Annotated in this window: 35 protein-coding genes; 2 read left to right on the top strand and 33 right to left on the bottom strand. The window is 59.5% G+C overall.

Features of this window, described 5'->3' with window-relative positions:
- The first annotated feature begins 122 nt into the window (after window positions 1-122).
- Together yihA and hemB are read left to right on the top strand one after the other, a co-directional pair.
- Window positions 123-785, top strand: a complete 663-nt coding sequence (gene yihA, locus EVC45_RS15980; protein WP_129958919.1) for a ribosome biogenesis GTP-binding protein YihA/YsxC — start codon at window positions 123-125, stop codon at window positions 783-785.
- Between the two features lie 276 nt (window positions 786-1,061).
- Window positions 1,062-2,060: a porphobilinogen synthase gene (gene hemB, locus EVC45_RS15975; RefSeq protein ID WP_129958918.1), complete on the top strand. Its 999-nt coding sequence runs from the start codon at window positions 1,062-1,064 to the stop codon at window positions 2,058-2,060.
- 132 nt (window positions 2,061-2,192) lie between these two features.
- Here the strand turns inward: hemB and dsbD are convergent, their stop codons facing one another.
- From dsbD to fusA, 33 genes are all read right to left on the bottom strand, one after another.
- Complete coding sequence (dsbD, locus tag EVC45_RS15970) at window positions 2,193-4,073, bottom strand: protein-disulfide reductase DsbD (RefSeq protein ID WP_129958917.1); 1,881 nt, start codon at window positions 4,071-4,073, stop codon at window positions 2,193-2,195.
- Complete coding sequence (cutA, locus tag EVC45_RS15965) at window positions 4,066-4,392, bottom strand: divalent-cation tolerance protein CutA (protein WP_211193424.1); 327 nt, start codon at window positions 4,390-4,392, stop codon at window positions 4,066-4,068. The genes dsbD and cutA overlap by 8 nt, the downstream gene beginning before the upstream one ends.
- Window positions 4,393-4,585: 193 nt before the next feature.
- Window positions 4,586-4,978: a 50S ribosomal protein L17 gene (gene rplQ, locus EVC45_RS15960; protein WP_008923330.1), complete on the bottom strand. Its 393-nt coding sequence runs from the start codon at window positions 4,976-4,978 to the stop codon at window positions 4,586-4,588.
- Between the two features lie 192 nt (window positions 4,979-5,170).
- Window positions 5,171-6,148 (bottom strand): DNA-directed RNA polymerase subunit alpha, encoded by a 978-nt coding sequence (locus tag EVC45_RS15955; protein ID WP_129958915.1) that lies wholly within the window; start codon window positions 6,146-6,148, stop codon window positions 5,171-5,173.
- Window positions 6,149-6,272: 124 nt separating this feature from the next.
- A complete protein-coding gene (gene rpsD, locus EVC45_RS15950; protein WP_013090752.1) occupies window positions 6,273-6,896 on the bottom strand; it encodes a 30S ribosomal protein S4 in 624 nt (207 codons plus the stop codon).
- 147 nt (window positions 6,897-7,043) lie between these two features.
- Window positions 7,044-7,448, bottom strand: a complete 405-nt coding sequence (rpsK, locus tag EVC45_RS15945; protein ID WP_006052224.1) for a 30S ribosomal protein S11 — start codon at window positions 7,446-7,448, stop codon at window positions 7,044-7,046.
- 28 nt (window positions 7,449-7,476) lie between these two features.
- Window positions 7,477-7,842: a 30S ribosomal protein S13 gene (gene rpsM, locus EVC45_RS15940; RefSeq protein WP_013589830.1), complete on the bottom strand. Its 366-nt coding sequence runs from the start codon at window positions 7,840-7,842 to the stop codon at window positions 7,477-7,479.
- 41 nt (window positions 7,843-7,883) lie between these two features.
- The gene (gene rpmJ, locus EVC45_RS15935) at window positions 7,884-8,000 is read right to left on the bottom strand and encodes a 50S ribosomal protein L36 (RefSeq protein ID WP_004199844.1); all 117 of its coding nucleotides are present in this window, start codon (window positions 7,998-8,000) and stop codon (window positions 7,884-7,886) included.
- 20 nt (window positions 8,001-8,020) lie between these two features.
- On the bottom strand, window positions 8,021-8,239 hold the full coding sequence (gene infA / locus EVC45_RS15930; RefSeq protein ID WP_004521905.1) for a translation initiation factor IF-1: 219 nt from the start codon (window positions 8,237-8,239) through the stop codon (window positions 8,021-8,023).
- Window positions 8,240-8,247: 8 nt separating this feature from the next.
- Entirely contained in the window at window positions 8,248-9,594 is a 1,347-nt protein-coding gene (secY, locus tag EVC45_RS15925; protein ID WP_008923333.1) for a preprotein translocase subunit SecY, read from the bottom strand.
- Between the two features lie 46 nt (window positions 9,595-9,640).
- A complete protein-coding gene (gene rplO, locus EVC45_RS15920; protein WP_129958914.1) occupies window positions 9,641-10,075 on the bottom strand; it encodes a 50S ribosomal protein L15 in 435 nt (144 codons plus the stop codon).
- Window positions 10,076-10,104: 29 nt separating this feature from the next.
- The gene (gene rpmD, locus EVC45_RS15915; RefSeq protein WP_008923335.1) at window positions 10,105-10,287 is read right to left on the bottom strand and encodes a 50S ribosomal protein L30; all 183 of its coding nucleotides are present in this window, start codon (window positions 10,285-10,287) and stop codon (window positions 10,105-10,107) included.
- A gap of 11 nt (window positions 10,288-10,298) precedes the next feature.
- The gene (rpsE, locus tag EVC45_RS15910; RefSeq protein WP_007730604.1) at window positions 10,299-10,817 is read right to left on the bottom strand and encodes a 30S ribosomal protein S5; all 519 of its coding nucleotides are present in this window, start codon (window positions 10,815-10,817) and stop codon (window positions 10,299-10,301) included.
- Between the two features lie 14 nt (window positions 10,818-10,831).
- Window positions 10,832-11,197 carry a 50S ribosomal protein L18 gene (gene rplR / locus EVC45_RS15905; protein WP_008923336.1) on the bottom strand — a complete coding sequence of 122 codons (366 nt, stop codon included), beginning with the start codon at window positions 11,195-11,197 and terminating at the stop codon, window positions 10,832-10,834.
- A 12-nt stretch (window positions 11,198-11,209) separates the two neighbouring features.
- The gene (gene rplF, locus EVC45_RS15900) at window positions 11,210-11,740 is read right to left on the bottom strand and encodes a 50S ribosomal protein L6 (RefSeq protein WP_129958913.1); all 531 of its coding nucleotides are present in this window, start codon (window positions 11,738-11,740) and stop codon (window positions 11,210-11,212) included.
- 18 nt (window positions 11,741-11,758) lie between these two features.
- On the bottom strand, window positions 11,759-12,154 hold the full coding sequence (gene rpsH / locus EVC45_RS15895; protein ID WP_027199076.1) for a 30S ribosomal protein S8: 396 nt from the start codon (window positions 12,152-12,154) through the stop codon (window positions 11,759-11,761).
- A gap of 14 nt (window positions 12,155-12,168) precedes the next feature.
- A complete protein-coding gene (rpsN, locus tag EVC45_RS15890; protein ID WP_013090757.1) occupies window positions 12,169-12,474 on the bottom strand; it encodes a 30S ribosomal protein S14 in 306 nt (101 codons plus the stop codon).
- 7 nt (window positions 12,475-12,481) lie between these two features.
- Complete coding sequence (rplE, locus tag EVC45_RS15885; RefSeq protein WP_008923339.1) at window positions 12,482-13,021, bottom strand: 50S ribosomal protein L5; 540 nt, start codon at window positions 13,019-13,021, stop codon at window positions 12,482-12,484.
- Between the two features lie 16 nt (window positions 13,022-13,037).
- Entirely contained in the window at window positions 13,038-13,346 is a 309-nt protein-coding gene (rplX, locus tag EVC45_RS15880; protein WP_008923340.1) for a 50S ribosomal protein L24, read from the bottom strand.
- Window positions 13,347-13,355: 9 nt separating this feature from the next.
- Window positions 13,356-13,724, bottom strand: a complete 369-nt coding sequence (gene rplN / locus EVC45_RS15875; protein WP_006998478.1) for a 50S ribosomal protein L14 — start codon at window positions 13,722-13,724, stop codon at window positions 13,356-13,358.
- A 289-nt stretch (window positions 13,725-14,013) separates the two neighbouring features.
- Entirely contained in the window at window positions 14,014-14,286 is a 273-nt protein-coding gene (gene rpsQ / locus EVC45_RS15870; RefSeq protein WP_007180129.1) for a 30S ribosomal protein S17, read from the bottom strand.
- Window positions 14,283-14,477: a 50S ribosomal protein L29 gene (gene rpmC, locus EVC45_RS15865; RefSeq protein ID WP_007180130.1), complete on the bottom strand. Its 195-nt coding sequence runs from the start codon at window positions 14,475-14,477 to the stop codon at window positions 14,283-14,285. Before rpmC ends, rpsQ begins: the two co-directional genes overlap by 4 nt.
- 10 nt (window positions 14,478-14,487) lie before the next feature.
- On the bottom strand, window positions 14,488-14,904 hold the full coding sequence (gene rplP, locus EVC45_RS15860) for a 50S ribosomal protein L16 (protein ID WP_008923342.1): 417 nt from the start codon (window positions 14,902-14,904) through the stop codon (window positions 14,488-14,490).
- A gap of 2 nt (window positions 14,905-14,906) precedes the next feature.
- Window positions 14,907-15,713, bottom strand: a complete 807-nt coding sequence (gene rpsC, locus EVC45_RS15855) for a 30S ribosomal protein S3 (protein ID WP_012434570.1) — start codon at window positions 15,711-15,713, stop codon at window positions 14,907-14,909.
- 11 nt (window positions 15,714-15,724) lie between these two features.
- Entirely contained in the window at window positions 15,725-16,054 is a 330-nt protein-coding gene (rplV, locus tag EVC45_RS15850) for a 50S ribosomal protein L22 (protein WP_011490054.1), read from the bottom strand.
- A gap of 12 nt (window positions 16,055-16,066) precedes the next feature.
- Window positions 16,067-16,342 carry a 30S ribosomal protein S19 gene (gene rpsS / locus EVC45_RS15845; RefSeq protein ID WP_027797286.1) on the bottom strand — a complete coding sequence of 92 codons (276 nt, stop codon included), beginning with the start codon at window positions 16,340-16,342 and terminating at the stop codon, window positions 16,067-16,069.
- Window positions 16,343-16,352: 10 nt separating this feature from the next.
- Window positions 16,353-17,180, bottom strand: coding sequence for a 50S ribosomal protein L2 (gene rplB / locus EVC45_RS15840; RefSeq protein WP_008923344.1), 828 nt, complete (start codon window positions 17,178-17,180; stop codon window positions 16,353-16,355).
- Window positions 17,181-17,182: 2 nt separating this feature from the next.
- A complete protein-coding gene (gene rplW / locus EVC45_RS15835) occupies window positions 17,183-17,497 on the bottom strand; it encodes a 50S ribosomal protein L23 (protein WP_008923345.1) in 315 nt (104 codons plus the stop codon).
- A complete protein-coding gene (gene rplD / locus EVC45_RS15830) occupies window positions 17,494-18,114 on the bottom strand; it encodes a 50S ribosomal protein L4 (RefSeq protein ID WP_007180136.1) in 621 nt (206 codons plus the stop codon). Before rplD ends, rplW begins: the two co-directional genes overlap by 4 nt.
- Window positions 18,114-18,773 carry a 50S ribosomal protein L3 gene (rplC, locus tag EVC45_RS15825; RefSeq protein WP_008923347.1) on the bottom strand — a complete coding sequence of 220 codons (660 nt, stop codon included), beginning with the start codon at window positions 18,771-18,773 and terminating at the stop codon, window positions 18,114-18,116. The genes rplD and rplC overlap by 1 nt, the downstream gene beginning before the upstream one ends.
- 200 nt (window positions 18,774-18,973) lie before the next feature.
- Window positions 18,974-19,285 (bottom strand): 30S ribosomal protein S10, encoded by a 312-nt coding sequence (rpsJ, locus tag EVC45_RS15820; protein ID WP_006998489.1) that lies wholly within the window; start codon window positions 19,283-19,285, stop codon window positions 18,974-18,976.
- A gap of 127 nt (window positions 19,286-19,412) precedes the next feature.
- A complete protein-coding gene (gene tuf / locus EVC45_RS15815) occupies window positions 19,413-20,603 on the bottom strand; it encodes an elongation factor Tu (protein WP_129958904.1) in 1,191 nt (396 codons plus the stop codon).
- Between the two features lie 48 nt (window positions 20,604-20,651).
- Window positions 20,652-22,754: an elongation factor G gene (gene fusA, locus EVC45_RS15810; protein WP_129958912.1), complete on the bottom strand. Its 2,103-nt coding sequence runs from the start codon at window positions 22,752-22,754 to the stop codon at window positions 20,652-20,654.
- Between the last annotated feature and the right edge of the window lie 85 nt (window positions 22,755-22,839).

Raw genomic sequence — 22,839 nt, 5'->3', positions numbered from 1 at the left:
GCCTCCCAAGGTTTTCAGTAAACCATCGTATTGTACAATAACTCGCTAATCGCTTAGACGCCAGTCGGGCTTGACCCCGTTCCCCCTGCGGGCTCCGCGGCGTCTCCTATCTGGCTTCCATCATGCACTTCCTGCTCCACGAATCCCGCTTCTATACCACCGTCAATCATCTGCGAGACCTGCCGGCCACCGCGCAGCCCGAGATCGCTTTCGCGGGACGCTCGAACGCGGGCAAGTCGACCGCGATCAACGTGCTCTGCAATCAGAAGCGACTTGCGTTCGCGAGTAAGACCCCCGGCCGCACGCAGCACATCAATTATTTTTCGGTCGGCAAGGCGGATGAGCCGGCCGCCTATCTGGTCGACCTGCCGGGCTACGGCTATGCGGAAGTGCCGGGCGCGGCAAAGGCGCACTGGGAAGCGCTGCTGTCCACGTATCTGCAATCGCGCTCACAACTGCGCGGCATGATCCTGATGATGGATTCGCGCCGTCCGCTGACGGAGCTCGATCGACGCATGATCGAGTGGTTCGCGCCGACCGGCAAGCCGATCCACACGCTGCTCACCAAATGCGACAAATTGACACGTCAGGAAAGCACGAATGCGTTGCGCACCGCGCAGAAGGGACTGGCCGAATATCGGGCCGCGGGCTATCGCGGCGAATTGACCGCGCAGCTCTTTTCGGCGCTCAAGCGAACGGGGCTCGATGAAGCGCATGAACTGATCGAGAGCTGGCTGATCCCGGATGCAGCGGGCGAAACAGGCGAAACGCCGGCCGCAGGCTGAACGCATTTCGATGCTGGAATTCCGCAGCGCGTGACATGGCTGGAGATCCCGCATCAGAGCACGTTTGCGGTCGCACATAAAAAAACCCGCCGCTTGAACGGCGGGTCAAACAGCCTAATCGAAAAACGACAGGCACCCGCTCAGGGAGGAGAAGCGGGGAGGTCAGCGCTAGGCGCCTTGCTCGATCGGTATGATATACCATTGTCTCGAAAAGTTTCCGGGAGCGGAGCCAGGCGCGATTTGTCCACTCCACCTATCCACGATCTTCGATTCGATATGAGCTTCTACCCGCACTACCGTCCGCGCCGCATGCGCCGTGACGACTTCTCGCGTCGCATGATGCGCGAAAACATCCTCACCACCAACGATCTGATGTACCCCGTATTCATCGTCGAAGGCACCAACGTGCGGCAGGCCGTGCCGTCGATGCCGGGCGTCGAGCGCGTGTCGGTCGATCTGCTGATGGGCGTCGCCGAGCAGTGCGTCGAACTGGGCGTTCCGGTTTTGTCACTGTTTCCCGCGATCGAGCCCTCGCTGAAAACGCCCGACGGCCGCGAAGCGGCCAACCCGGCAGGCCTGATCCCGCGCGCGGTGCGTGAATTGAAGAAGAATTTCCCGGAGCTTGGCGTGCTCACCGACGTCGCACTCGATCCCTACACGAGTCACGGTCAGGATGGCGTGCTCGACGAAACCGGTTACGTGATCAACGACGAAACCGTCGAGATCCTCGTCGAGCAGGCGCGTGTGCAGGCAGAAGCCGGCGTCGATATCGTTGCGCCGTCGGACATGATGGACGGCCGCATCGGCGCGATCCGCGAAATGCTCGAAAGTGAGGACCATATCCATACGCGCATCATGGCGTACGCGGCGAAGTACGCTTCGGCGTTCTACGGCCCGTTCCGCGATGCCGTCGGTTCCGCGACGAATCTCGGCAAGAGCAACAAGATGACCTACCAGATGGACCCCGCCAATTCTTACGAGGCGTTGCGCGAGGTGCAGGCCGACATTAACGAAGGCGCGGACATGGTGATGGTCAAGCCGGGCATGCCGTATCTGGACATCGTGCGCCGCGTGAAAGACGAGTTCCAGTTTCCGACGTACGTGTACCAGGTGAGCGGCGAATACGCGATGCTGAAGGCCGCCGCGCAGAACGGCTGGCTCGATCACGACAAGGTCATGATGGAATCGCTGCTCGCGTTCAAACGTGCCGGTGCGGACGGCGTGCTGACGTATTTCGCGCTGGATGCCGCAAAGATCCTGCGTTCGCAGAAGTAAGTCGGGCGCGGTTTAGCGCGCGGCGGTCGAGAAAAAAACGGAGGCGAACCTTAGGGGTTCGCCTCCGTTTTTTCATGCTGCTCGCTTACACCGTCTTGGCCAGGCGGCCAGGCAATGCGTCACGGCGTTCGATTACACCCCCGATGCCCTGGCTCGATCCAGCGTGCGCAGGAATTTATCCGCCGATTCGTAGCCGACCACCCGCAGCACTTCCTTGCCACCCTGATCGAAGAAAATAATCCCCGGCGGCCCGAACAGGTTGAAGCGCTTGAGCAGCGCCTGGTCGTCGGTATTGTTCGCGGTGACGTCGGCGCGCAGCAGATTCATCTGCTTCAGCTTCGCCTGAACGCGCGGGTCGCTGAAAGTGAATTTCTCCATCTCCCTGCAGCTCACGCACCAGTCCGCGTAAAAATCCAGCATGGCAGGCTGTGCGGCCGTTTTGACGGCGTGGTCGAGTTGGTCCGATGAACGTACCGGCGCGAACGTCAAATCGCTTTGCGACGCCGTCGCTGCCGCGCTGGAGCCATTTTTCGCGACGCTCGACTGATTGCCGGCGCGAGCCGCGAGCACCGCCAGCGGTCGCAGCGGATCCGACGATCCCGCCGCGAGGCCGACTAGAAGCGCGGCCGCCCAGATCGCCATCACGACACCGACCGCCCGGCCAAGCCGGTGCCATATCGAGCCGCCCGCAACCGACTTGGCGAACAGGCCGAGCGCAACCGCGGCGATCAGCAGCCAGAGCGCGCTCAACAGCATCGACGCAGCCCCGCCGAGCACGGGCCAAACGATCCACAGGGCCGCGGCGAGTAGAACGACGCCGAAGAACACTTTTACGCTGTCCATCCACTTGCCCGCGCGCGGCAGCAGCGTCCCCGCGCCGAGGCCAATGATCAGCAGCGGCACCCCGAGCCCGATGCCCATTGAGAACAACGCCGCGCCGCCGAGCACGGCATTGCCGGTATGCGCAATGAACGCGAGCACCGCAAAAAGCGGCGCCGTCATGCAGGCGCCGACGACCAGCGCCGACAGCGCGCCCATCGCGGCGACCGCGGTAAATTTACCGCCCGAGCGCCCCACCGAAGCGCTCGACATGCGGTCGCGCCAACGCGGCGGCAGTTCGAGATCCACACCGGCGATCAGCAGCAGCGCGAAAATCGTCAGAAGCACACCGAACGCGCCGAGCACCCACGGATTTTGCAGCCATGCGCCGAGACTCTGTCCGACGAGGGCCGCCGCAACCCCCAGCGCCGTGTACACCAGCGCCATGCCGATTACATACGCGAGCGACAGCGCGAAACCACGCCCACGCGTGACGCGCGCCCCCTCTCCGATGATGATCGCCGACAGAATCGGAATCATCGGATACGAGCACGGCAGCAGGCTCAGAATCGCGCCCGCAACGAAATAAAGCCCAACGATCGCAAAGAAGCCGCCACGCTGCAGCAGCGACTGCGCGTAGTTGGCACTGGTCGCGCGTTCGTACCAAGGTTCGTCGTCAGCGACGGCCGATTGTTGCGCGGTTGGGGGCGCTGCACCGCTGCCCGCCGGCTGCAGCGCCGCTCCGCTCACGTGGTACACGCGTTCCATCGGGGGATAGCAGATGCCTGCGTCGGCACAGCCCTGCGACGTCACCGCAACATCGAACGGTCCGGCAGCCTGCTTGACCGGAACACGAATCGTCAGCTCGTTGCGATACGTCTCGACATTCTTGTTGAACGTCTGATCAAACTTCACGTGACCGGCCGGCAGTTGAGGCTCACCAAGCGTCGCCGTGCCGTTGCGGGTCGCGAACGCGAAGCGCTCCCGGTACATGTAGTACCCGTCCGCAATCTTGTACGTGACGACCACTTCGCCGGGCTGCTCGGTCGCGCTGAACCGGAATGCGACGGACGGGTCGAGGAAGTCATCCGCGGCGCGCGCGAAAGTGACGACTTGCGCGAGGAACACGAAGCCGAGCAGAAAGAATACGGTGCGCAGCGCAGCGCGCGCGCGCCGGTCGAGACCGTTAAACATGAAGAGGGCGTTGGGTTTCAGCAGTGATCCACTGGCCATAGGCGGCGGAGGCCGTCGCTTGCCATGAAAGGATTTCCGGCGTGTCGTAGGGATGGTGAGCCTGAATGTATTGCTCCAGTTCGAGCGCGCGAGCGGCGCTGGTCTTGAACCGCAGCTGGAACTCCTGCGCGGATTCGATCGTGCCCTGCCAGTGATAGCTCGACTGCACGCTACCTAGCTGCGTAACGCACGCGCAAAGGCGCGCGACGAGCGCGTCGCCGGCGAGCTTTTGAGCGACTGCCGCATCCGGCACCGTTGTCAGCACCAAGGTCACATTCATACACACACCAAGCTCCGCCGGCGCAGGATTTCGATCCCAATATCGTATCACCTAGCCCTATGGCCCCGCAGAACGCCATACGGCGCGGCCGCGGCATTTGGTCACCGCGACACAGCTTTCGACATCGATGAAAAATCTGCCGCCCAAAAAAAAGCCAGGCGATGTGCCTGGCTCTTTGTCGAAGCTAAATAACTTACTCGGCTTCTTGCACTTCCGTTTCTTCAACTTCCGGACGGTCGAGCAATTCGACCAGAGCCATCGGCGCGTTGTCGCCAACACGGAAGCCGAACTTCAGCACGCGCAGGTAGCCGCCCGGACGCGTTGCATAGCGCGGACCGAGCACTTCGAACAGCTTGGTGACCGAGTCACGATCGCGCAGGCGGTTGAACGCCAGACGACGGTTTGCCAGCGAAGGCTTCTTGCCGAGCGTGATCAGCGGCTCGACGACTTTACGGAGTTCCTTGGCCTTCGGCAGCGTGGTCTTGATGACTTCGTGCTCGATCAGCGAGTTGGACATGTTACGGAGCATTGCCAGACGGTGGCTGCTCGTGCGGTTCAGTTTCCGCAGACCATGACGGTGACGCATGTTAATTCCTTCGGTTCAAAGTTTTGGTCCAGCTCTTCTATCGCACTCATTCTGCCTCATCGACAGCGAACAGTGAGCGCACGGGCCGGTATTGAAAAAAGACAAGACGCGGATTTTAAAGGAAAATCCGCGTCTTTGCCAGTACGGTACAGCGGTGCAACTCGCGGGGTTACACCCGAACGACTCGTCGGCTTACTTGTCGAGACCAGCCGGCGGCCAGTTTTCGAGCTTCATGCCGAGCGTCAGACCGCGCGACGCCAGAACTTCCTTGATCTCGTTCAGCGACTTGCGACCCAGATTCGGCGTCTTGAGCAGCTCGTTTTCGGTACGCTGGATAAGGTCGCCGATGTAGTAAATGTTCTCAGCCTTCAGGCAGTTCGCCGAACGAACCGTCAGTTCGAGATCGTCGACCGGGCGCAGCAGGATCGGATCGATCTGCGGTGCGCGCGACGGCGCTTCCGCCGCTGCTTCAGTACCTTCCAGCGCCGCGAACACCGACAGCTGATCAACCAGAATGCGCGCCGATTGACGGATCGCTTCTTCCGGTGAAATCACACCGTTGGTTTCGATGTTCATCACGAGCTTGTCGAGGTCGGTGCGCTGCTCGACACGAGCGCTTTCGACTGCGTAGCTCACGCGACGAACCGGCGAGAACGACGCGTCCAGCACGATACGGCCGATGATCTTGGCGGACTCTTCGCCGTAACGACGCACGTTGCCCGGCACATAGCCGCGGCCCTTTTCGACCTTGATCTGCACGTCGAGCTTGCCGCCCTTCGACAGATGCGCAATCACGTGATCCGGGTTGATGATTTCGCAATCGTGTGCGAGTTCGATATCGCCGGCGGTGACCACGCCTTCGCCTTCCTTGCGCAGCGTAACCGTCACTTCGTCGCGGTTATGCAGCTTGAAGACGACACCCTTCAGGTTCAACAACAGGTTGACCACGTCCTCTTGCACACCGTCGAGCGTCGAATACTCATGCACGACGCCTGCGATCGTCACTTCGGTCGGCGCATAGCCCACCATCGACGACAACAGAACGCGCCGAAGCGCGTTACCCAAGGTGTGGCCATAACCGCGTTCAAACGGTTCCATGACCACTTTCGCATGGCTCTCGCCAAGCGATTCAACTGCGATGATCTTGGGCTTCAACAAACTGGTTTGCATAGGTTTTCCTTTTCAATACCCTCGGCTCGTTACACCGATAAGGCTGACCGGTAACAACCTGAAAATAAACAGCCGAGACGCCCCCTTGCGCAACGCAATCAGGGCGCCCCGGCCGTCAATCCGATTACCGCGAATACAATTCGACGATCAGGCTTTCGTTGATGTCGCCAGCGATGTCGCTGCGTTCCGGCTTCTGCTTGAAGGTACCTTCGAACTTCTTCGCGTCGACCGCGACCCAGCTCGGCATGCCGCCTTGTTCAGCGAGCGACAGGGCTTCGATGATACGAGCCTGCTTGCGCTTCTGTTCGCGCACGGCGACGACGTCGCCAGCCTTCACTTGCATCGACGGAATGTTCGTCACGACGCCGTTCACCGTGATTGCCTTGTGGCCCACGAGCTGACGCGCTTCAGCACGCGTCGAGCCGAAGCCCATGCGATACACGACGTTGTCCAGACGCGACTCGAGCAGTTGCAGCAGGTTTTCACCCGTGTTGCCCTTCAGACGATCTGCTTCAGCGAAGTAGCGACGGAACTGGCGCTCAAGGACGCCGTAGATACGCTTTACTTTTTGCTTTTCGCGCAGCTGCGTGCCATAGTCGGACGTACGTGCTCCCGACGTGCGGCCGTGCTGGCCGGGCTTGCTGTCAAGTTTGCACTTGTCAGCGAGCGAACGGCGCGCGCTCTTCAGGAAGAGGTCGGTGCCTTCACGGCGGGACAGCTTGGCCTTAGGGCCGATATAACGTGCCACGTTGATTCCTTCTGTAATTTGTCACGCGAATGCTTCCACTCGCGCTAGTTCGAACCCTTTGGGTCGAACGGTGGGCTTAGTCAATTCAATAATGCACGCAGCCCGCCGCCGCGGAAAGCGGCAACAGGCGCTCGCAAAACCAGCGTCTTAGATACGACGACGCTTCGGCGGACGGCAGCCGTTATGCGGGACCGGCGTCACGTCGGAGATCGCGGTGATCTTGATGCCAAGACCATGCAGCGCGCGCACCGCCGATTCACGGCCAGGGCCGGGGCCCTTGATCCGCACTTCGAGGTTCTTCACGCCGTATTCCATCGCCACGCGGCCAGCCGATTCGGCTGCAACCTGAGCTGCAAACGGGGTCGACTTACGCGAACCCTTGAAGCCCTGGCCACCCGACGTTGCCCAGGCAAGCGCGTTGCCTTGACGGTCGGTGATCGTGATGATGGTGTTGTTGAACGACGCGTGAACGTGAACCACGCCCTCGGCGACGTTCTTCTTGACCTTCTTGCGAACGCGTTGCGCCGCGGAGTTGTTCGAAGCCTTAGCCATTACGTTTTCCTGTAACTGTCAGTTCCGCTTACTTCTTCAGCGATTGCGCTGCACGACGCGGACCCTTGCGCGTACGGGCATTCGTACGCGTACGCTGGCCGCGCAGGGGGAGACCCTTACGATGCCGCACGCCACGATAGCAGCCGAGATCCATCAGGCGCTTAATGTTCATCGTCGTTTCACGGCGGAGATCGCCTTCAACGATGAACTTGCCGACTTCTTCACGCAGCTTTTCGAGGTCTGCGTCAGTCAGGTCTTTGACCTTCTTCGAAAATGCCACACCAGCAGCGACGCAAATGTCGCGCGAGCGCGTGCGACCGACACCGTATATAGCCGTCAGGCCGATTTCAGTGTGCTGGTGATTCGGGATGTTAACCCCTGCGATACGAGCCATTGTTTTTCCTCAAACAAAAAGCGCAAGCAAAAGCGCGGCGTTCAGCCTTGACGCTGTTTGTGGCGCGGATCAGAGCTGCAAATCACGCGCACAACGCCTTTGCGCTTGATGATCTTGCAATTGCGGCAAATGCGCTTAACCGATGCCATCACTTTCATGATATTACCCTTTTTTCAAATCACTTCGCCCGGAACACGATCCGCGCACGCGACAGATCGTAAGGCGTCAATTCAACTGTCACCTTGTCGCCCGGCAAAATTCGGATGTAGTGCATCCGCATCTTGCCGGATATGTGTCCCAAAACGACATGGCCGTTTTCCAGCTTCACCCTGAAGGTAGCGTTAGGCAGGTTCTCGATTACTTCGCCCTGCATCTGGATAACATCGTCTTTGGCCATAAGTCCTTTCAACGCATCGGGACGCCGCCGCCTTTGAAATTAGCTTTCTTCAGCAGCGATTCATACTGTTGCGACATAACGTACGACTGCACCTGCGCCATGAAATCCATTGTGACGACGACAATGATCAGCAGCGACGTTCCACCAAAATAAAACGGCACGTTCCAGCGCAGCACCAGAAATTCGGGCAGCAGGCAAACGAACACGATGTAGATCGCACCGGCCAGCGTCAGACGCGTGAGGATGCGGTCGATATATCGCGCCGTCTGATCGCCCGGGCGGATGCCTGGGACGAAAGCGCCACTCTTTTTCAGGTTGTCGGCCGTTTCCCTGCTGTTGAACACCAGTGCGGTGTAAAAAAAGCAGAAGAAGACGATCGCCAACGCGTACAGCAACACGTACACCGGTTGACCGGGCTTCAGGGCTTCGGCCACGTTGTGCAACGTGTCTGCGAACCAGCTGGTACGCGAACCCGAACTGAACCAGTTCAGGATAGTTGCCGGGAAGAGAATGATCGACGATGCGAAGATCGGCGGAATCACACCCGACATGTTCAGCTTCAGCGGCAAATGTGAAGACTGGCCGCCGTAAATCTTGTTACCAACCTGCCGCTTCGCGTAGTTCACAAGAATCTTGCGCTGGCCGCGTTCGATGAACACCACCAGATACGTCACAGCAGCAATCAGCGCGACGACGATGATCGCCGAGATGATACTCATCGAGCCAGTTCGAACCAGTTCAAAGAGACCACCGATTGCGTTCGGGAAACCCGCCGCAATACCGCCGAAAATGATGATCGAGATACCATTACCAAGCCCACGCTCCGTGATCTGCTCACCCAGCCACATCAGGAACATCGTGCCGGTCACCAGCGTCACGACCGTCGTCAACCGGAACACCATCCCCGGATCGATCACGAGGCCAGGCTGATTTTCCAGCGCGACGGCGATACCAAACGCCTGGAACGTCGCCAGCACAACCGTGAAGACCCGCGTGTACTGCGTAATCTTCCGCTGACCTGCCTGCCCTTCCTTTTTCAGCGCTTCGAGCTGCGGCGAGACAATCGCCAGCAACTGCATGATGATCGACGCCGAAATGTACGGCATGATCCCCAGCGCGAAAATCGTGAACCGCGAAAGCGCGCCACCCGAGAACATGTTGAACATGCCAAGGATGCCGCCCGACTGGCTTTGGAACAACTTCGCCAGTTGGTCCGGGTCGATACCCGGCACCGGAATATGCGCGCCGATACGGTAGACGACCAGCGCCAGCAGCAGGAACACTGCTCGCCGACGCAGATCGCCAAACTTCGCCGCGCTGCGACCGGGTTTTGCGAGACTCGGGCTGTTAGCCAAGTACCTTCTCCGATGCAAATGCTAGTGACGGCAAATAACTTGCGCGTTACTCGGCAAACGAGCCACCGGCTGCTTCGATAGCAGCGCGTGCGCTCTTCGTCGCACCCAGACCCTTCACAACGACCTTGCGCTTGAGCTCGCCCGTTGCAATGATCTTGGCGCTACGGATCAGCTCGCCGACCAGGCCGGCTTGCTTGAGAGCCAGCAGATCGACTTCGTCGACCGGCAGCTTCTCGATATCCGAGAGACGCACCTCACCGACGAATTCCTTCGTCAGCGAGGTGAAGCCACGCTTCGGCAGGCGACGTTGCAGCGGCATTTGACCGCCTTCGAAGCCAACCTTGTGAAAGCCGCCCGAACGCGACTTCTGACCCTTGTGACCACGGCCAGCGGTCTTGCCGAGGCCGGAGCCGATGCCGCGACCAACGCGACGCTTTGCGTGCTTCGCGCCTTCAGCCGGCTTCAGGTTATTCAATTCCATTATCAACTCCTTGAGTCCTGGTCAGCCGCTTAGCTGATGACCTTAACGAGGTACGAAACCTTGTTGATCATGCCGCGCACGGCCGGCGTGTCCTGCAACTCGCTAACCGAGTTGAGTCGGCGCAGACCCAGACCACGCACCGTTGCACGGTGCGATTCACGGGTGCCGATCAGGCTCTTGACGAGCTGGACCTTGACAGTTTTATCAGACATGGTGTCCACCTTTAGCCCAGAATGTCTTCGACGGACTTGCCACGCTTCGCAGCGATGTCGGCCGGCGTGGACTGCTTGCGCAGGCCGTCGAGCGTCGCACGAACGAGGTTGTACGGGTTCGTCGAACCGTGGCTCTTGGCCACGACGTTCTGCACGCCCATCACGTCGAACACTGCGCGCATCGGGCCGCCAGCGATCACGCCGGTACCGTCCTTCGCCGGAGCGAGGAGGACCGTCGATGCGCCGTGCTTACCGTGCACTTCGTGTTGCAGGGTACCGTTCTTCAGCGGCACCTTGAACATGTTGCGGCGAGCCTGTTCCATCGCCTTCTGGACAGCGACCGGCACCTCCTTCGCCTTGCCCTTGCCCATACCGACGCGGCCATCACCGTCGCCAACCACGGTCAGTGCAGCGAAGCCGAGAATACGGCCACCCTTCACGACCTTGGTCACGCGGTTGACCGAGATCATCTTTTCACGAAGGCCGTCGTCGCGTTCGTCAGCCTGAACTTTAGCTTGCATCTTTGCCATGACGAATTCTTCCCTTAGAACTTGAGTCCGGCTTCGCGCGCCGCATCAGCCAGCGCTTTCACGCGGCCGTGGTAACGGAAACCCGAACGGTCGAAGGCGACGGATTCGATGCCGGCAGCCTTAGCCTTTTCTGCAATGCGCTTGCCGATCAGGGTCGCAGCAGCAACGTTGCCGCCCTTGCCCGATTGATCGGCCAGTTGCGCACGCACTTCGGCTTCGAGCGTCGACGCGCTGGCGAGCACCTTGGTGCCGCACGGCGAGAACACTTGCGCATAGATGTGCGTGTTCGTGCGATGCACGGCGAGACGCGCGACCTGCAGCTCAGCGATCTTGATACGCGTCTGACGAGCGCGGCGCAGGCGAGATTGAGTCTTATCCATGATTGCGCACCCTTACTTCTTCTTCGTTTCTTTGAGGATCACAACCTCATCGGCGTAACGCACGCCCTTGCCCTTATAGGGCTCCGGCGGACGGTAGCCGCGCACTTCTGCCGCGACCTGACCGACTTGTTGCTTGTTGATCCCCTTGATCACGATTTCGGTTTGCGACGGGGTTTCTGCCTTGACGCCAGCCGGCATCTGGTGCACCACCGGGTGCGAGAAACCCAGCGACAGGTTCAGCTTGTCGCCTTGCGCTTGTGCGCGATAACCGACGCCAACCAGCGTCAGCTTGCGCTCGAAACCCTTCGTCACGCCGTGCACCATGTTCGCAACCAGTGCGCGCATCGTGCCCGACATCGCATTCGCTTCGCGGCTTTCATCGACCGGCTCGAACTTCAGCGTGCCGTTGTCGTTCACCACCTTCACGAGGCTGTTGCCAGCCTGCGAAATCGTACCCAGCGGACCCTTGACAGTAATGCTGTCGGCGCTCAGGGCCACTTCCGCACCCTGCAGCGCGATCGGGCTCTTACCTACTCGAGACATGTTTCTCTCCTTTCGGCCTTAAGCGACGTAGCAGATGACTTCGCCGCCAACGCCCGTTGCACGTGCCTTGCGGTCCGTCATCACGCCCTTCGGCGTCGATACGATTGCCACGCCCAAGCCATTCATGACCACAGGAATGTCGTTACGGCCACGGTACACACGCAGACCAGGCTTCGAGACGCGTTCGATGCGCTCGATGACCGGACGGCCAGCGTAATACTTCAACACGATGTTCAATTCCGACTTCGCACCTTCGGACTTCACTGCGAAATCGTCGATATAACCTTCGTCCTTCAGGACCTGCGCAATCGCAATCTTGACTTTCGACGAGGGCATAGTCACCGAAACCTTCTCGACCATCTGCGCATTGCGGATGCGAGTCAGCATATCGGCGATAGGATCACTCATGCTCATTTATGTTTCTCCTATTACCAGCTCGCCTTGGTCAGGCCAGGGATCTCGCCGCGGAACGCGATTTCACGAATCTTGTTACGCGCCAGCCCGAATTTACGGAACGTGCCACGCGGACGACCGGTAATTGCGCAGCGATTGCGCTTACGGGTCGGGTTAGAGTTACGCGGCAGTTGCTGCAGTTCCAGACGGGCTGCGTAATGCTCTTCTTCCGACTTGCTCATGTCGCCAATGATTGCCTTCAGTGCAGCACGCTTGGGAGCGTACTTGGCGGCGAGGCGAGCACGCTTCTTTTCACGTTCGATCAGTGCCAGTTTAGCCACGGTAACCTCAGTTTCTGAACGGGAACTTGAAGCTGGCGAGCAGAGCCTTTGCTTCGTCGTCAGTCTTCGCAGTCGTCGTGATGCTGATGTTCAGCCCACGCAGTGCGTCGATCTTGTCGTAGTCGATTTCGGGGAAAATGATCTGCTCTTTCACACCGATGTTGTAGTTGCCGCGACCATCGAACGCCTTGCCCGACACGCCACGGAAGTCGCGCACGCGGGGGAGCGCAACCGTCACGAAACGGTCCAGGAATTCGTACATTGCCTGGCCACGCAGCGTGACCATCGCACCGATCGGATAGCCCTGACGGATCTTGAAGCCAGCGATTGCCTTGCGTGCCTTCGTGATCACCGGCTTCTGGCCCGCAATCTTCGTCAGATCGCCAACCGCGTTTTCGATGATCTTCTTGTCAGCGACGGCTTCGCCAAGACCCATGTTCAGGGTGATCTTGGTGATGCGCGGCACTTCCATCACGGACTTGTAACCGAACTTCTCGATGAGGCCGGGTACAACCTTTTCTTTGTAAAACTCTTGCAAACGAGCCATTTTTTACTCCGCAGCGTCAGGCGCTCAGCACGGCACCGGTCGTCTTCAGGAAACGGACCTTCTTGTCTCCTTCGACCTTGATGCCTACACGCGATGGCTTGCCATTCGCGTCGACCAATGCGACGTTCGAAATTTGCAGCGGCATCGTCTTGGCTTCCACACCGCCCGTCGTACCCTTCATCGGGTTCGGCTTGACGTGCTTCTTGACGAGGTTGATGCCCTCGACAGTCACGGTCTCGCCGTGAACGGCCAGCACAACGCCACGCTTGCCCTTATCTTTGCCGGTGATGACGATTACTTCGTCACCCTTGCGAATCTTGTTCATCGCGACTCCTTACAGCACTTCAGGCGCCAGCGAAACGATCTTCATGAATCGTTCGCTACGCAACTCGCGCGTGACAGGCCCGAAAATACGGGTACCGATCGGTTCGAGCTTGGTGTTGAGCAACACAGCTGCGTTGCCGTCGAACTTGATCAGCGAGCCGTCTTGACGGCGCACGCCCTTGGCGGTACGAACCACCACGGCGTTGTAGATTTCGCCTTTCTTCACGCGCCCGCGCGGCGTTGCCTCTTTGACAGTCACCTTGATGATGTCGCCAATGCTGGCATAACGACGCTTCGAGCCGCCGAGCACCTTGATGCACATGACTTCACGTGCACCCGTGTTGTCGGCCACTTCAAGCCGAGTTTCGGTCTGGATCATGGTTTATCTTTCCCAACTTAATCCGGTCACACCACCATGGTGCTTCCCGGTCAGTCTTGGTCCCGTCAGCCGATCGGCTGCTTGGGTTAGAACAGCAGCGACGGCAAACGAAACCCGCCATCGCAATCCGGTGAATCCTTCGGTACAGGCTGGCGCCCGAACCGCTTCCCCCACCAACTTCGCCCGCGACGGGGTCCCATAAAGAGGGAAGACCGAGATTATATCAAATAATCCCGGCCTTGCAAGCGAAACTTACTGCGATTTCAACTACTTCTACAGCTTTGCGACATTAGATGACGCGAGCAGCCTCGACCAAGCGAGCAACAACCCAAGCCTTCGTCTTCGAAATCGGACGAGTTTCCTGGATTTCAACGAGGTCGCCCTCGTTGTACGTGTTCGCGTCGTCATGCGCGTGGTACTTCTTCGAACGCACCACGTACTTGCCGTAGATCGGGTGCTTCACGCGGTGCTCGACCAGCACGGTAACCGTCTTGTCCATCTTGTTGCTGACGACCTTGCCGACCAGCGTCCGCTTGAGCGAGGTTTTTACGCTATCGTTCATTTCTGGTTCGCCTTCTCAGTCAGGACGGTCCGCACACGTGCGATGTCGCGACGAACCTTCTTCAGCTGACTCGTGTTCGTGAGTTGCTGGGTCGCGAGTTGCATGCGCAGGCCGAATTGCGCCTTCAACAGGTCCGACAGCTCCTTGTTGAGCGCGGCCTGATCTTTCTGGTGAAGCTCGGAAGCCTTCATCATTTGCTCCTTAGGCGCCGAGCTGACGCACGATAAACGTCGTCTTCAGCGGCAGCTTCGCTGCAGCCAGACGGAACGCTTCGCGCGCCAGTTCTTCGGTTACGCCGTCCATTTCGTACAGCATCTTGCCCGGTTGAATCTCAGCGACGTAGTACTCCGGGTTACCCTTACCGTTACCCATACGCACTTCAGCCGGCTTGGTCGAGATCGGCTTGTCCGGGAAGATCCGGATCCAGATGCGGCCACCGCGCTTGATGTGACGCGTCATTGCACGACGCGCCGCCTCAATCTGGCGCGCGGTCAGACGGCCACGACCGACAGCCTTCAGGCCGAACTCACCGAACGACACCGCGTTGCCGCGGGTAGCAACGCCGGTGTTACGACCTTTCTGCTCTTTGCGATACTTTCTGCGTTTCGGTTGCAGCATCGTTATTCTCCAGTCTTCCCGTCGCCGCCGGCACCGCCAGCACGACGAGGAGCGCCACGGCGTGCACCTGCCGGGCCACCACCTTCACCATCACGACGCGGACGGCGATCGCCACCCGGACGTGCGTTGCGGCGCGGACGCTTTTCTTCGGCGACTTCTTCGACCACCGGTGCGTCATTGCGGCCGAGCGTGTCGCCCTTGTAGACCCACACCTTCACGCCGATGATGCCGTACGTCGTCTTTGCTTCCGACGTTGCGTAGTCGATATCTGCACGCAGCGTGTGAAGCGGCACGCGACCTTCGCGGTACCATTCCGTACGGGCGATTTCGATACCGTTCAGACGGCCAGCGCTCATGATCTTGATGCCTTGAGCACCCAGACGCATCGCGTTCTGCATCGCACGTTTCATCGCGCGGCGGAACATGATCCGGCGCTCGAGCTGTTGCGTGATCGAATCAGCGATCAGTTGCGCGTCGGTTTCCGGCTTGCGGATTTCTTCGATGTTGACGTGAACCGGAACGCCCATGCGCTTTTGCAGCTCGGACTTCAGCAGTTCGATGTCTTCACCCTTCTTGCCGATCACGACACCCGGACGCGAACTGAAAATCGTGATACGTGCGTTCTTTGCAGGACGCTCGATCACAACGCGGCCGACGGACGCGTTCTTCAGCTTCTTCTTCAGGTATTCACGAACACCGATGTCTTCCTGCAACATCGCCGCGAAATTGTTGTTGTTCGCGTACCAACGCGACGCCCAATTGCGGCTGACGGCCAAACGGAAGCCAGTCGGATGAATTTTCTGTCCCATCGTATGACCCCTTAATTCCCGACCGTCACAGTGATGTGACAGGATTGCTTCTCGATGCGGTTACCGCGGCCTTTAGCACGCGCGGTGAAACGCTTCAGCGACGCTGCCTTGTCGATGTAGATGCTCGTGATTTTGAGCTCGTCGATATCGGCACCTTCGTTGTGCTCCGCATTCGCGATCGCCGACAGCACGACCTTTTTCACGATTCCCGCAGCCTTCTTCGGCGAGAACGTCAGAACGTTCAGCGCCTTGTCGACCGGCAAACCGCGGATCTGGTCAGCCACAAGGCGCGTTTTCTGCGCCGAGATGCGGGCACCGCGATGAATTGCTTTCACTTCCATCTTGATTGCCCCTTATTTCTTGGCCTTCTTGTCGGCCGCGTGACCCTTGAACGTACGGGTCAGTGCGAACTCGCCAAGCTTGTGGCCGACCATGTTTTCCGTGACATACACCGGAACGTGTTGACGGCCGTTGTGAACGGCGATCGTCAGACCGATGAAGTCCGGCAGGATCGTCGAACGACGCGACCAGGTCTTGATCGGTTTCTTATCGCGCGTAGCTGCAGCCGCCTCAACCTTCTTCAGCAAATGGGCGTCGCAGAACGGACCTTTCTTAATAGAACGTGCCATTGCCTACTCCTTAACGCTTGTGACGGCGCTGGACGATCATGCTCGTCGTGCGCTTGTTGCTGCGGGTGCGATAGCCCTTCGTCGGCGTGCCCCACGGGCTCACCGGATCGCGGCCTGCCGCAGTCTTGCCTTCGCCACCACCGTGCGGGTGGTCGACCGGGTTCATTGCAACGCCACGCACCGTCGGGCGGATACCGCGCCAGCGGTTTGCGCCAGCCTTACCGATTTGACGGAGGCTATGCTCTTCGTTGCCCACTTCACCGATCGTTGCGCGGCATTCAACGTGCACGCGGCGGATTTCGCCCGAACGCAGACGAACCTGCGCGTAGACGCCTTCGCGCGCCAGCAGCATCGCCGACGTACCAGCCGAACGCGCCATTTGCGCGCCCTTGCCCGGCAGCATTTCGATGCAGTGAATCGTCGTACCGACCGGAATGTTGCGGATCGGCAGCGTGTTACCTGCGCGGATCGGCGCTTCCGAACCCGACATCAGTTGCTGACCGACGGTGACACCCTTCGGAGCAATGATGTAGCGGCGCTCGCCGTCTGCGTACAGGACCAGCGCAATGTTTGCGCTACGGTTCGGGTCGTACTCGAGACGCTCGACCTTTGCTGGAATACCGTCCTTCGTGCGACGGAAATCGACGACACGATAGTGATGCTTGTGACCACCACCCTTGTGACGCGTGGTGATGTGACCGTTGTTGTTACGGCCGGCGGTCGACGACTGCGTGTCGAGCAGTGCCGCGAACGGCTTGCCCTTGTGCAATTCCTTGTTGACCACCTTGACCATCGCGCGGCGGCCCGGCGAAGTCGGCTTAACTTTCACGATTGCCATGATTACTTGGCCTCCGCTTCAAAGTTGATTTCCTGGCCGGGCTTCAGGCAGACGTACGCCTTCTTCACGTCCTTGCGCTTGCCCATGAAGCGACCAAAGCGCTTGGCTTTGCCCTTCGCGACCAGCACGTTGACGGAATCGACTTCCACCTTGAACAGCAGCTCGACTGCAGCCTTCACTTCCTGCTTCGTGGCATCCGGCGCGACTTCGAACACAACCTGCTCGTTCTTGTCGGCAACCAGCGTCGCCTTTTCGGAGACCACCGGCGCGAGCAGGACCTGCATCAAACGATGATCGTTCTTGCGAATCTCGCTCATGACAGCAACTCCTCGATCTGGGCGACCGCAGCCTTCGTGATCAGGATCTTCTTGAAGTAGATCAGCGACAGCGGGTCGGCGTAACGCGGCTCGACAACCGCCACGTGGGCGAGGTTGCGCGACGCGAGGTACAGGTTTTCGTCAACGGTGTCGGTAATCACCAGCACGGAGTCGAGACCCATCGCCTTGAATTTTTCGGCCAGCAGCTTCGTCTTCGGTGCTTCGAGCGTCAGCTCGTCGACCACCGAGATGCGGCCTTCGCGGGCCAGCTGCGAGAAGATCGAGCAGAGACCTGCGCGATGCATCTTCTTGTTGACCTTGTGCGAAAAGTTTTCTTCCGGCGAATTCGGGAAGATACGACCACCGCCGCGCCACAGCGGGCTCGACGACATACCGGCACGGGCGCGACCCGTACCCTTCTGGCGCCACGGCTTCTTGGTCGTGTGCTTGACCTGCTCACGATCCTTCTGAGCGCGGTTGCCGCTACGGGCATTTGCCTGGTACGCAACCACCACCTGGTGAATCAGGGCTTCGTTGTAATCGCGGCCGAACACGACGTCCGACGCGCTAACGCCTGCACCTTCCTGACCATTGGCATTCAGGAGCTTAAGTTCCATTATTTCGCTCCTTTCACAGCACGCGTCTTCACGGCCGGCGTAACGAATACCTTGCCACCCTTCGCACCCGGAACGGCGCCCTTGACCAGCAGCAGCTTGCGGTCAGCGTCGATACGAGCGATTTCGAGGTTTTGCACCGTTACCTTCTCGTCACCCATGTGACCGGTCATGCGCTTACCCGGGAAAACTCGACCCGGATCCTGCGCCATACCGATCGAGCCCGGCACGTTGTGCGAGCGCGAGTTACCGTGCGATGCACGGCCCGACGAGAAGTTGTAACGCTTGATGGTACCGGCGTAGCCCTTACCGATCGACACGCCTTGCACGTCGACCTTCTGGCCCACTTCGAACAACTCGGGACCAACCACGGTGCCGTTCGACAGCTCGGCAGCCTTAGCGGCATCGATCTGGAATTCTTTGAGGATTTCACCGGCTTGAACGCCAGCTTTGGCGAGATGACCTGCCAACGGCTTCGTCACGCGCGATGCGCGGCGCGTACCGAAGGTAACCTGCACGGCCGTGTAGCCGTCGGTTTCAACAGTCTTGATCTGCGTCACGCGGTTGTCGGACACGTCCAGCACGGTGACGGGAATCGAATCCCCTTCAGCCGTGAAGATACGGGTCATGCCAACCTTGCGACCTACGAGTCCAAGGCTCATCGTTTTCTCCATTCCCGACTGCGATTGGTCGGGGCTAATTTACAAAATGCCGGCGCCGTTTCGGGCATGAAACCATGCTGCAGCACACCGACTTTTTTGCGCAAATGCGCGAAAAGCCCACTATTATAGCGAGCCTTTTCGTTTTTCGCAAGCAATCAATGACTTAGCGCTGTCCGGCTTACCGGACAAGGGCTGGAGCCTTACTGCAGCTTGATTTCAACGTCCACGCCAGCCGGCAGATCCAGCTTCATCAATGCGTCAACGGTCTTGTCCGTCGGGTCGACGATGTCCATCAGACGCTGGTGTGTGCGGATTTCGAGCTGGTCACGCGACGTCTTGTTGACGTGCGGCGAACGCAGGATGTCGAAACGTTGAATGCGGGTCGGCAGGGGCACCGGACCACGAACAATTGCGCCAGTCCGCTTTGCGGTGTCGACGATTTCAGCTGCCGATTGGTCGATCAGGCGATAGTCGAAAGCCTTCAGGCGAATGCGGATTTTCTGGTTCTGCATGACAAATTCCTTGAAAAGAGCGAGGCGATCTTGCATCGCCGATTGGTAAAAGAACGTAGGCCCGGGCGCTCGCGGAGAGCGAGTGCCCGGACCCGGGCACTGCATGCTGCTACAGCAATCCCCGATTTTACTCGATGATCTTGGCGACGACACCAGCGCCGACCGTACGGCCGCCTTCGCGAATTGCGAAACGCAGGCCTTCTTCCATTGCGATCGGGTTGATCAGCTTCACCGTGATCGACACGTTGTCGCCCGGCATCACCATTTCCTTGTCCTTCGGCAGCTCGATCGAGCCCGTCACGTCCGTCGTACGGAAGTAGAACTGCGGACGGTAGTTGTTGAAGAACGGCGTGTGACGGCCGCCTTCGTCCTTGCTCAGCACGTACACTTCAGCCGTGAAGTGCGTGTGCGGGTTGATCGAACCCGGCTTGGCCAGCACCTGACCACGCTCCACGTCTTCACGCTTCGTGCCGCGCAGCAGGATACCAACGTTGTCGCCTGCCTGACCCTGGTCGAGCAGCTTGCGGAACATTTCCACGCCCGTGCAGGTCGTCTTGGCCGTCGCGCGGATACCGACGATCTCGATTTCCTCACCGACCTTGATCACGCCACGCTCGACGCGGCCCGTCACCACCGTGCCGCGACCCGAGATCGAGAACACGTCTTCCACCGGCATCAGGAACGCACCGTCAACCGCGCGCTCCGGCGTCGGGATGTACGTGTCCAGCGCGTCGGCCAGGTTCATGATCGCCACTTCGCCCAGTTCGCCCTTGTCGCCTTCCAGCGCCAGCTTGGCCGAACCCTTGATGATCGGCGTGTCGTCGCCCGGGAAGTCGTACTTCGACAGAAGTTCGCGAACTTCCATCTCGACGAGCTCCAGCAGCTCGGCGTCGTCCACCATGTCGCACTTGTTCAGGAACACGATGATGTACGGAACGCCAACCTGACGCGCCAGCAGGATGTGCTCACGCGTTTGCGGCATCGGGCCGTCAGCTGCCGAGCACACCAGGATTGCGCCGTCCATCTGTGCCGCGCCCGTGATCATGTTCTTCACGTAGTCAGCGTGGCCCGGGCAGTCGACGTGTGCGTAGTGGCGGTTAGCCGTTTCGTACTCGACGTGCGCGGTGTTGATGGTAATGCCGCGCGCCTTCTCTTCCGGCGCTGCGTCGATCTGGTCGTATGCCTTCGCTTCGCCGCCGAACTTCTGCGTCAGAACCGTCGTGATCGCTGCCGTCAGCGTGGTCTTGCCGTGGTCAACGTGACCGATCGTGCCCACGTTCACGTGCGGCTTGGTCCGTTCGAATTTACCTTTAGCCATGTTTCTCTTCTTTCAGAAAGTTAATCGTTGAATGACTTTGCCGCGCGATTACTTCGACTTCGCGTTGATGATCGCTTCCGACACGTTACGCGGAGCTTCAGCGTAGTGCTTGAACTCCATCGTGTACGTTGCACGACCTTGCGTCAGCGAACGCAGCGACGTCGAATAGCCGAACATTTCCGACAGCGGCACTTCGGCGCGAACGATCTTGCCGCCGCCAACCATGTCATCCATGCCCTGAACGATACCGCGACGGCCAGACAGGTCGCCCATCACGTTGCCCATGTAGTCTTCCGGCGTTTCGACCTCGACAGCCATCATCGGCTCGAGAATGACCGGCTGAGCCTTGCGCATCGCTTCCTTGAACGCCATCGAACCGGCCATGCGGAACGCATTTTCGTTCGAGTCGACGTCGTGGTACGAACCGAACGTCAGGTGAACCTTCACGTCAACGACCGGGAAGCCCGCCAGCACGCCAGCCTTCAGCGTTTCCTGGATACCCTTGTCGACTGCCGGGATGTATTCACGCGGAATCACGCCGCCCTTGATCTCATCCAGGAACTCGTAGCCCTTGCCCTGCTCGTTCGGCTCGAGCGTGATGACCGCGTGACCGTACTGGCCGCGACCGCCCGACTGCTTGACGAACTTGCCGTCAACGTCTTCCGCCTTACCGCGAATGGTTTCGCGGTAAGCCACTTGCGGCTTGCCAACCGTTGCTTCAACGCCGAATTCACGCTTCATCCGGTCAACCAGAATTTCCAGGTGGAGTTCGCCCATGCCTGAAATAATGGTTTGACCCGATTCTTCGTCCGTTTGGACGCGGAACGACGGATCTTCCTGCGCCAGTCGGTTCAGTGCCAGACCCATCTTTTCCTGGTCCGGCTTCGTCTTCGGCTCAACGGCCTGCGAAATCACGGGTTCCGGGAAAACCATGCGCTCAAGCACGATCGGGCTCGTCGGATCGCACAGCGTATCGCCCGTGGTCGCGTCCTTCAGGCCGACCGCAGCGGCGATGTCGCCTGCGCGCACTTCCTTGATTTCTTCGCGCTGGTTCGCGTGCATTTGCAGAATACGGCCGAGACGCTCCTTCTTGTCCTTGGTCGCGTTCAGTAGCGTGTCACCCGAATTCACGACGCCAGAGTACACACGGAAGAAGATCAGTTGGCCGACGAACGGGTCGGTCATGATCTTGAATGCCAGTGCCGAGAACTTTTCGTCGTCAGCAGCGCGGCGCTCACCCTTTTCACCGTTTTCCAGCTCTCCGGTAACCGGCGGAATGTCGATCGGCGACGGCAGGAAGTCGAGCACAGCGTCGAGCATGCGCTGTACACCCTTGTTCTTGAACGCGGTGCCGCACAGCATCGGCTGGATTTCACAAGCGATCGTACGGTCGCGCAGACCCTTGATGATTTCCTCTTCGGTCAGCTCACCCGACTCGAGATACTTGTTCATCATGTCTTCGTTGGCTTCAGCCGCGGCCTCGACCATCTTTTCACGCCATTCGTTGCACGTGTCGACGAGTTCTGCCGGGATTTCTTCGTACGAGAACTTGGTGCCCTGGGACGCGTCGTCCCAAATGATCGCCTTCATCTTCATCAGATCGACGACGCCCGTGAAGTTCTCTTCCGCGCCGATAGGCACGACGACCGGAACCGGGTTCGCCTTCAGACGCAGCTTGAGCTGATCGTAGACCTTGAAGAAGTTCGCGCCGGTACGGTCCATCTTGTTGATGAACGCGAGACGGGGAACCTTGTACTTGTTAGCTTGACGCCACACGGTTTCCGACTGGGGCTGCACGCCGCCCACAGCGCAGTACACCATGCACGCGCCGTCGAGCACGCGCATCGAGCGCTCGACTTCAATCGTGAAGTCGACGTGGCCCGGGGTGTCGATGATGTTGATGCGGTGCTCGGCGCGGTCACCCGCCATACCCTTCCAGAATGCCGTGGTAGCAGCGGAAGTAATCGTGATGCCGCGCTCCTGTTCCTGCTCCATCCAGTCCATGGTGGCAGCGCCGTCGTGAACCTCACCAATCTTGTGGTTCACGCCCGTGTAGAACAGAATGCGCTCGGTCGTCGTCGTTTTGCCGGCGTCGATGTGAGCGCTAATACCGATGTTACGGTAGCGCTCGATAGGAGTCTTGCGAGCCACTTTGATCCTCTATTGGGATGACGCGATGCGAGAGATACCCATCGCGCTGTAACACAAACGGGCGAGGCGCCTTTAAAGCGCACCC

This window comes from Paraburkholderia sp. UYCP14C (genome assembly GCF_004197395.1).
Lineage (GTDB): Bacteria > Pseudomonadota > Gammaproteobacteria > Burkholderiales > Burkholderiaceae > Paraburkholderia.
Note: the sequence above shows the minus strand (reverse complement) of the source record. Positions and strands in the feature narration are given on the sequence as shown.

Excerpts from the sequence above, each read along its gene's own strand:
- yihA (WP_129958919.1), top strand. The coding sequence starts at position 123 with ATGCACTTCCTGCTCCACGAATCCCGCTTCTATACCACCGTCAATCAT.
- hemB (WP_129958918.1), top strand. The coding sequence starts at position 1,062 with ATGAGCTTCTACCCGCACTACCGTCCGCGCCGCATGCGCCGTGACGAC.
- dsbD (WP_129958917.1), bottom strand. The coding sequence starts at position 4,073 with ATGTTTAACGGTCTCGACCGGCGCGCGCGCGCTGCGCTGCGCACCGTA.
- cutA (WP_211193424.1), bottom strand. The coding sequence starts at position 4,392 with ATGAATGTGACCTTGGTGCTGACAACGGTGCCGGATGCGGCAGTCGCT.
- rplQ (WP_008923330.1), bottom strand. The coding sequence starts at position 4,978 with ATGCGTCACCGTCATGGTCTGCGGAAACTGAACCGCACGAGCAGCCAC.
- EVC45_RS15955 (WP_129958915.1), bottom strand. The coding sequence starts at position 6,148 with ATGCAAACCAGTTTGTTGAAGCCCAAGATCATCGCAGTTGAATCGCTT.
- rpsK (WP_006052224.1), bottom strand. The coding sequence starts at position 7,448 with ATGGCTAAGGCTTCGAACAACTCCGCGGCGCAACGCGTTCGCAAGAAG.
- rpsM (WP_013589830.1), bottom strand. The coding sequence starts at position 7,842 with ATGGCTCGTATCGCAGGGGTTAACATCCCGAATCACCAGCACACTGAA.
- rpmJ (WP_004199844.1), bottom strand. The coding sequence starts at position 8,000 with ATGAAAGTGATGGCATCGGTTAAGCGCATTTGCCGCAATTGCAAGATC.
- infA (WP_004521905.1), bottom strand. The coding sequence starts at position 8,239 with ATGGCCAAAGACGATGTTATCCAGATGCAGGGCGAAGTAATCGAGAAC.
- rplO (WP_129958914.1), bottom strand. The coding sequence starts at position 10,075 with ATGGAATTGAATAACCTGAAGCCGGCTGAAGGCGCGAAGCACGCAAAG.
- rpmD (WP_008923335.1), bottom strand. The coding sequence starts at position 10,287 with ATGTCTGATAAAACTGTCAAGGTCCAGCTCGTCAAGAGCCTGATCGGC.
- rpsE (WP_007730604.1), bottom strand. The coding sequence starts at position 10,817 with ATGGCAAAGATGCAAGCTAAAGTTCAGGCTGACGAACGCGACGACGGC.
- rplR (WP_008923336.1), bottom strand. The coding sequence starts at position 11,197 with ATGGATAAGACTCAATCTCGCCTGCGCCGCGCTCGTCAGACGCGTATC.
- rplF (WP_129958913.1), bottom strand. The coding sequence starts at position 11,740 with ATGTCTCGAGTAGGTAAGAGCCCGATCGCGCTGCAGGGTGCGGAAGTG.
- rpsH (WP_027199076.1), bottom strand. The coding sequence starts at position 12,154 with ATGAGCATGAGTGATCCTATCGCCGATATGCTGACTCGCATCCGCAAT.
- rplE (WP_008923339.1), bottom strand. The coding sequence starts at position 13,021 with ATGGCTCGTTTGCAAGAGTTTTACAAAGAAAAGGTTGTACCCGGCCTC.
- rplX (WP_008923340.1), bottom strand. The coding sequence starts at position 13,346 with ATGAACAAGATTCGCAAGGGTGACGAAGTAATCGTCATCACCGGCAAA.
- rplN (WP_006998478.1), bottom strand. The coding sequence starts at position 13,724 with ATGATCCAGACCGAAACTCGGCTTGAAGTGGCCGACAACACGGGTGCA.
- rpsQ (WP_007180129.1), bottom strand. The coding sequence starts at position 14,286 with ATGAACGATAGCGTAAAAACCTCGCTCAAGCGGACGCTGGTCGGCAAG.
- rpmC (WP_007180130.1), bottom strand. The coding sequence starts at position 14,477 with ATGAAGGCTTCCGAGCTTCACCAGAAAGATCAGGCCGCGCTCAACAAG.
- rplP (WP_008923342.1), bottom strand. The coding sequence starts at position 14,904 with ATGCTGCAACCGAAACGCAGAAAGTATCGCAAAGAGCAGAAAGGTCGT.
- rpsC (WP_012434570.1), bottom strand. The coding sequence starts at position 15,713 with ATGGGACAGAAAATTCATCCGACTGGCTTCCGTTTGGCCGTCAGCCGC.
- rplV (WP_011490054.1), bottom strand. The coding sequence starts at position 16,054 with ATGGAAGTGAAAGCAATTCATCGCGGTGCCCGCATCTCGGCGCAGAAA.
- rpsS (WP_027797286.1), bottom strand. The coding sequence starts at position 16,342 with ATGGCACGTTCTATTAAGAAAGGTCCGTTCTGCGACGCCCATTTGCTG.
- rplB (WP_008923344.1), bottom strand. The coding sequence starts at position 17,180 with ATGGCAATCGTGAAAGTTAAGCCGACTTCGCCGGGCCGCCGCGCGATG.
- rplW (WP_008923345.1), bottom strand. The coding sequence starts at position 17,497 with ATGAGCGAGATTCGCAAGAACGATCATCGTTTGATGCAGGTCCTGCTC.
- rplD (WP_007180136.1), bottom strand. The coding sequence starts at position 18,114 with ATGGAACTTAAGCTCCTGAATGCCAATGGTCAGGAAGGTGCAGGCGTT.
- rplC (WP_008923347.1), bottom strand. The coding sequence starts at position 18,773 with ATGAGCCTTGGACTCGTAGGTCGCAAGGTTGGCATGACCCGTATCTTC.
- rpsJ (WP_006998489.1), bottom strand. The coding sequence starts at position 19,285 with ATGCAGAACCAGAAAATCCGCATTCGCCTGAAGGCTTTCGACTATCGC.
- tuf (WP_129958904.1), bottom strand. The coding sequence starts at position 20,603 with ATGGCTAAAGGTAAATTCGAACGGACCAAGCCGCACGTGAACGTGGGC.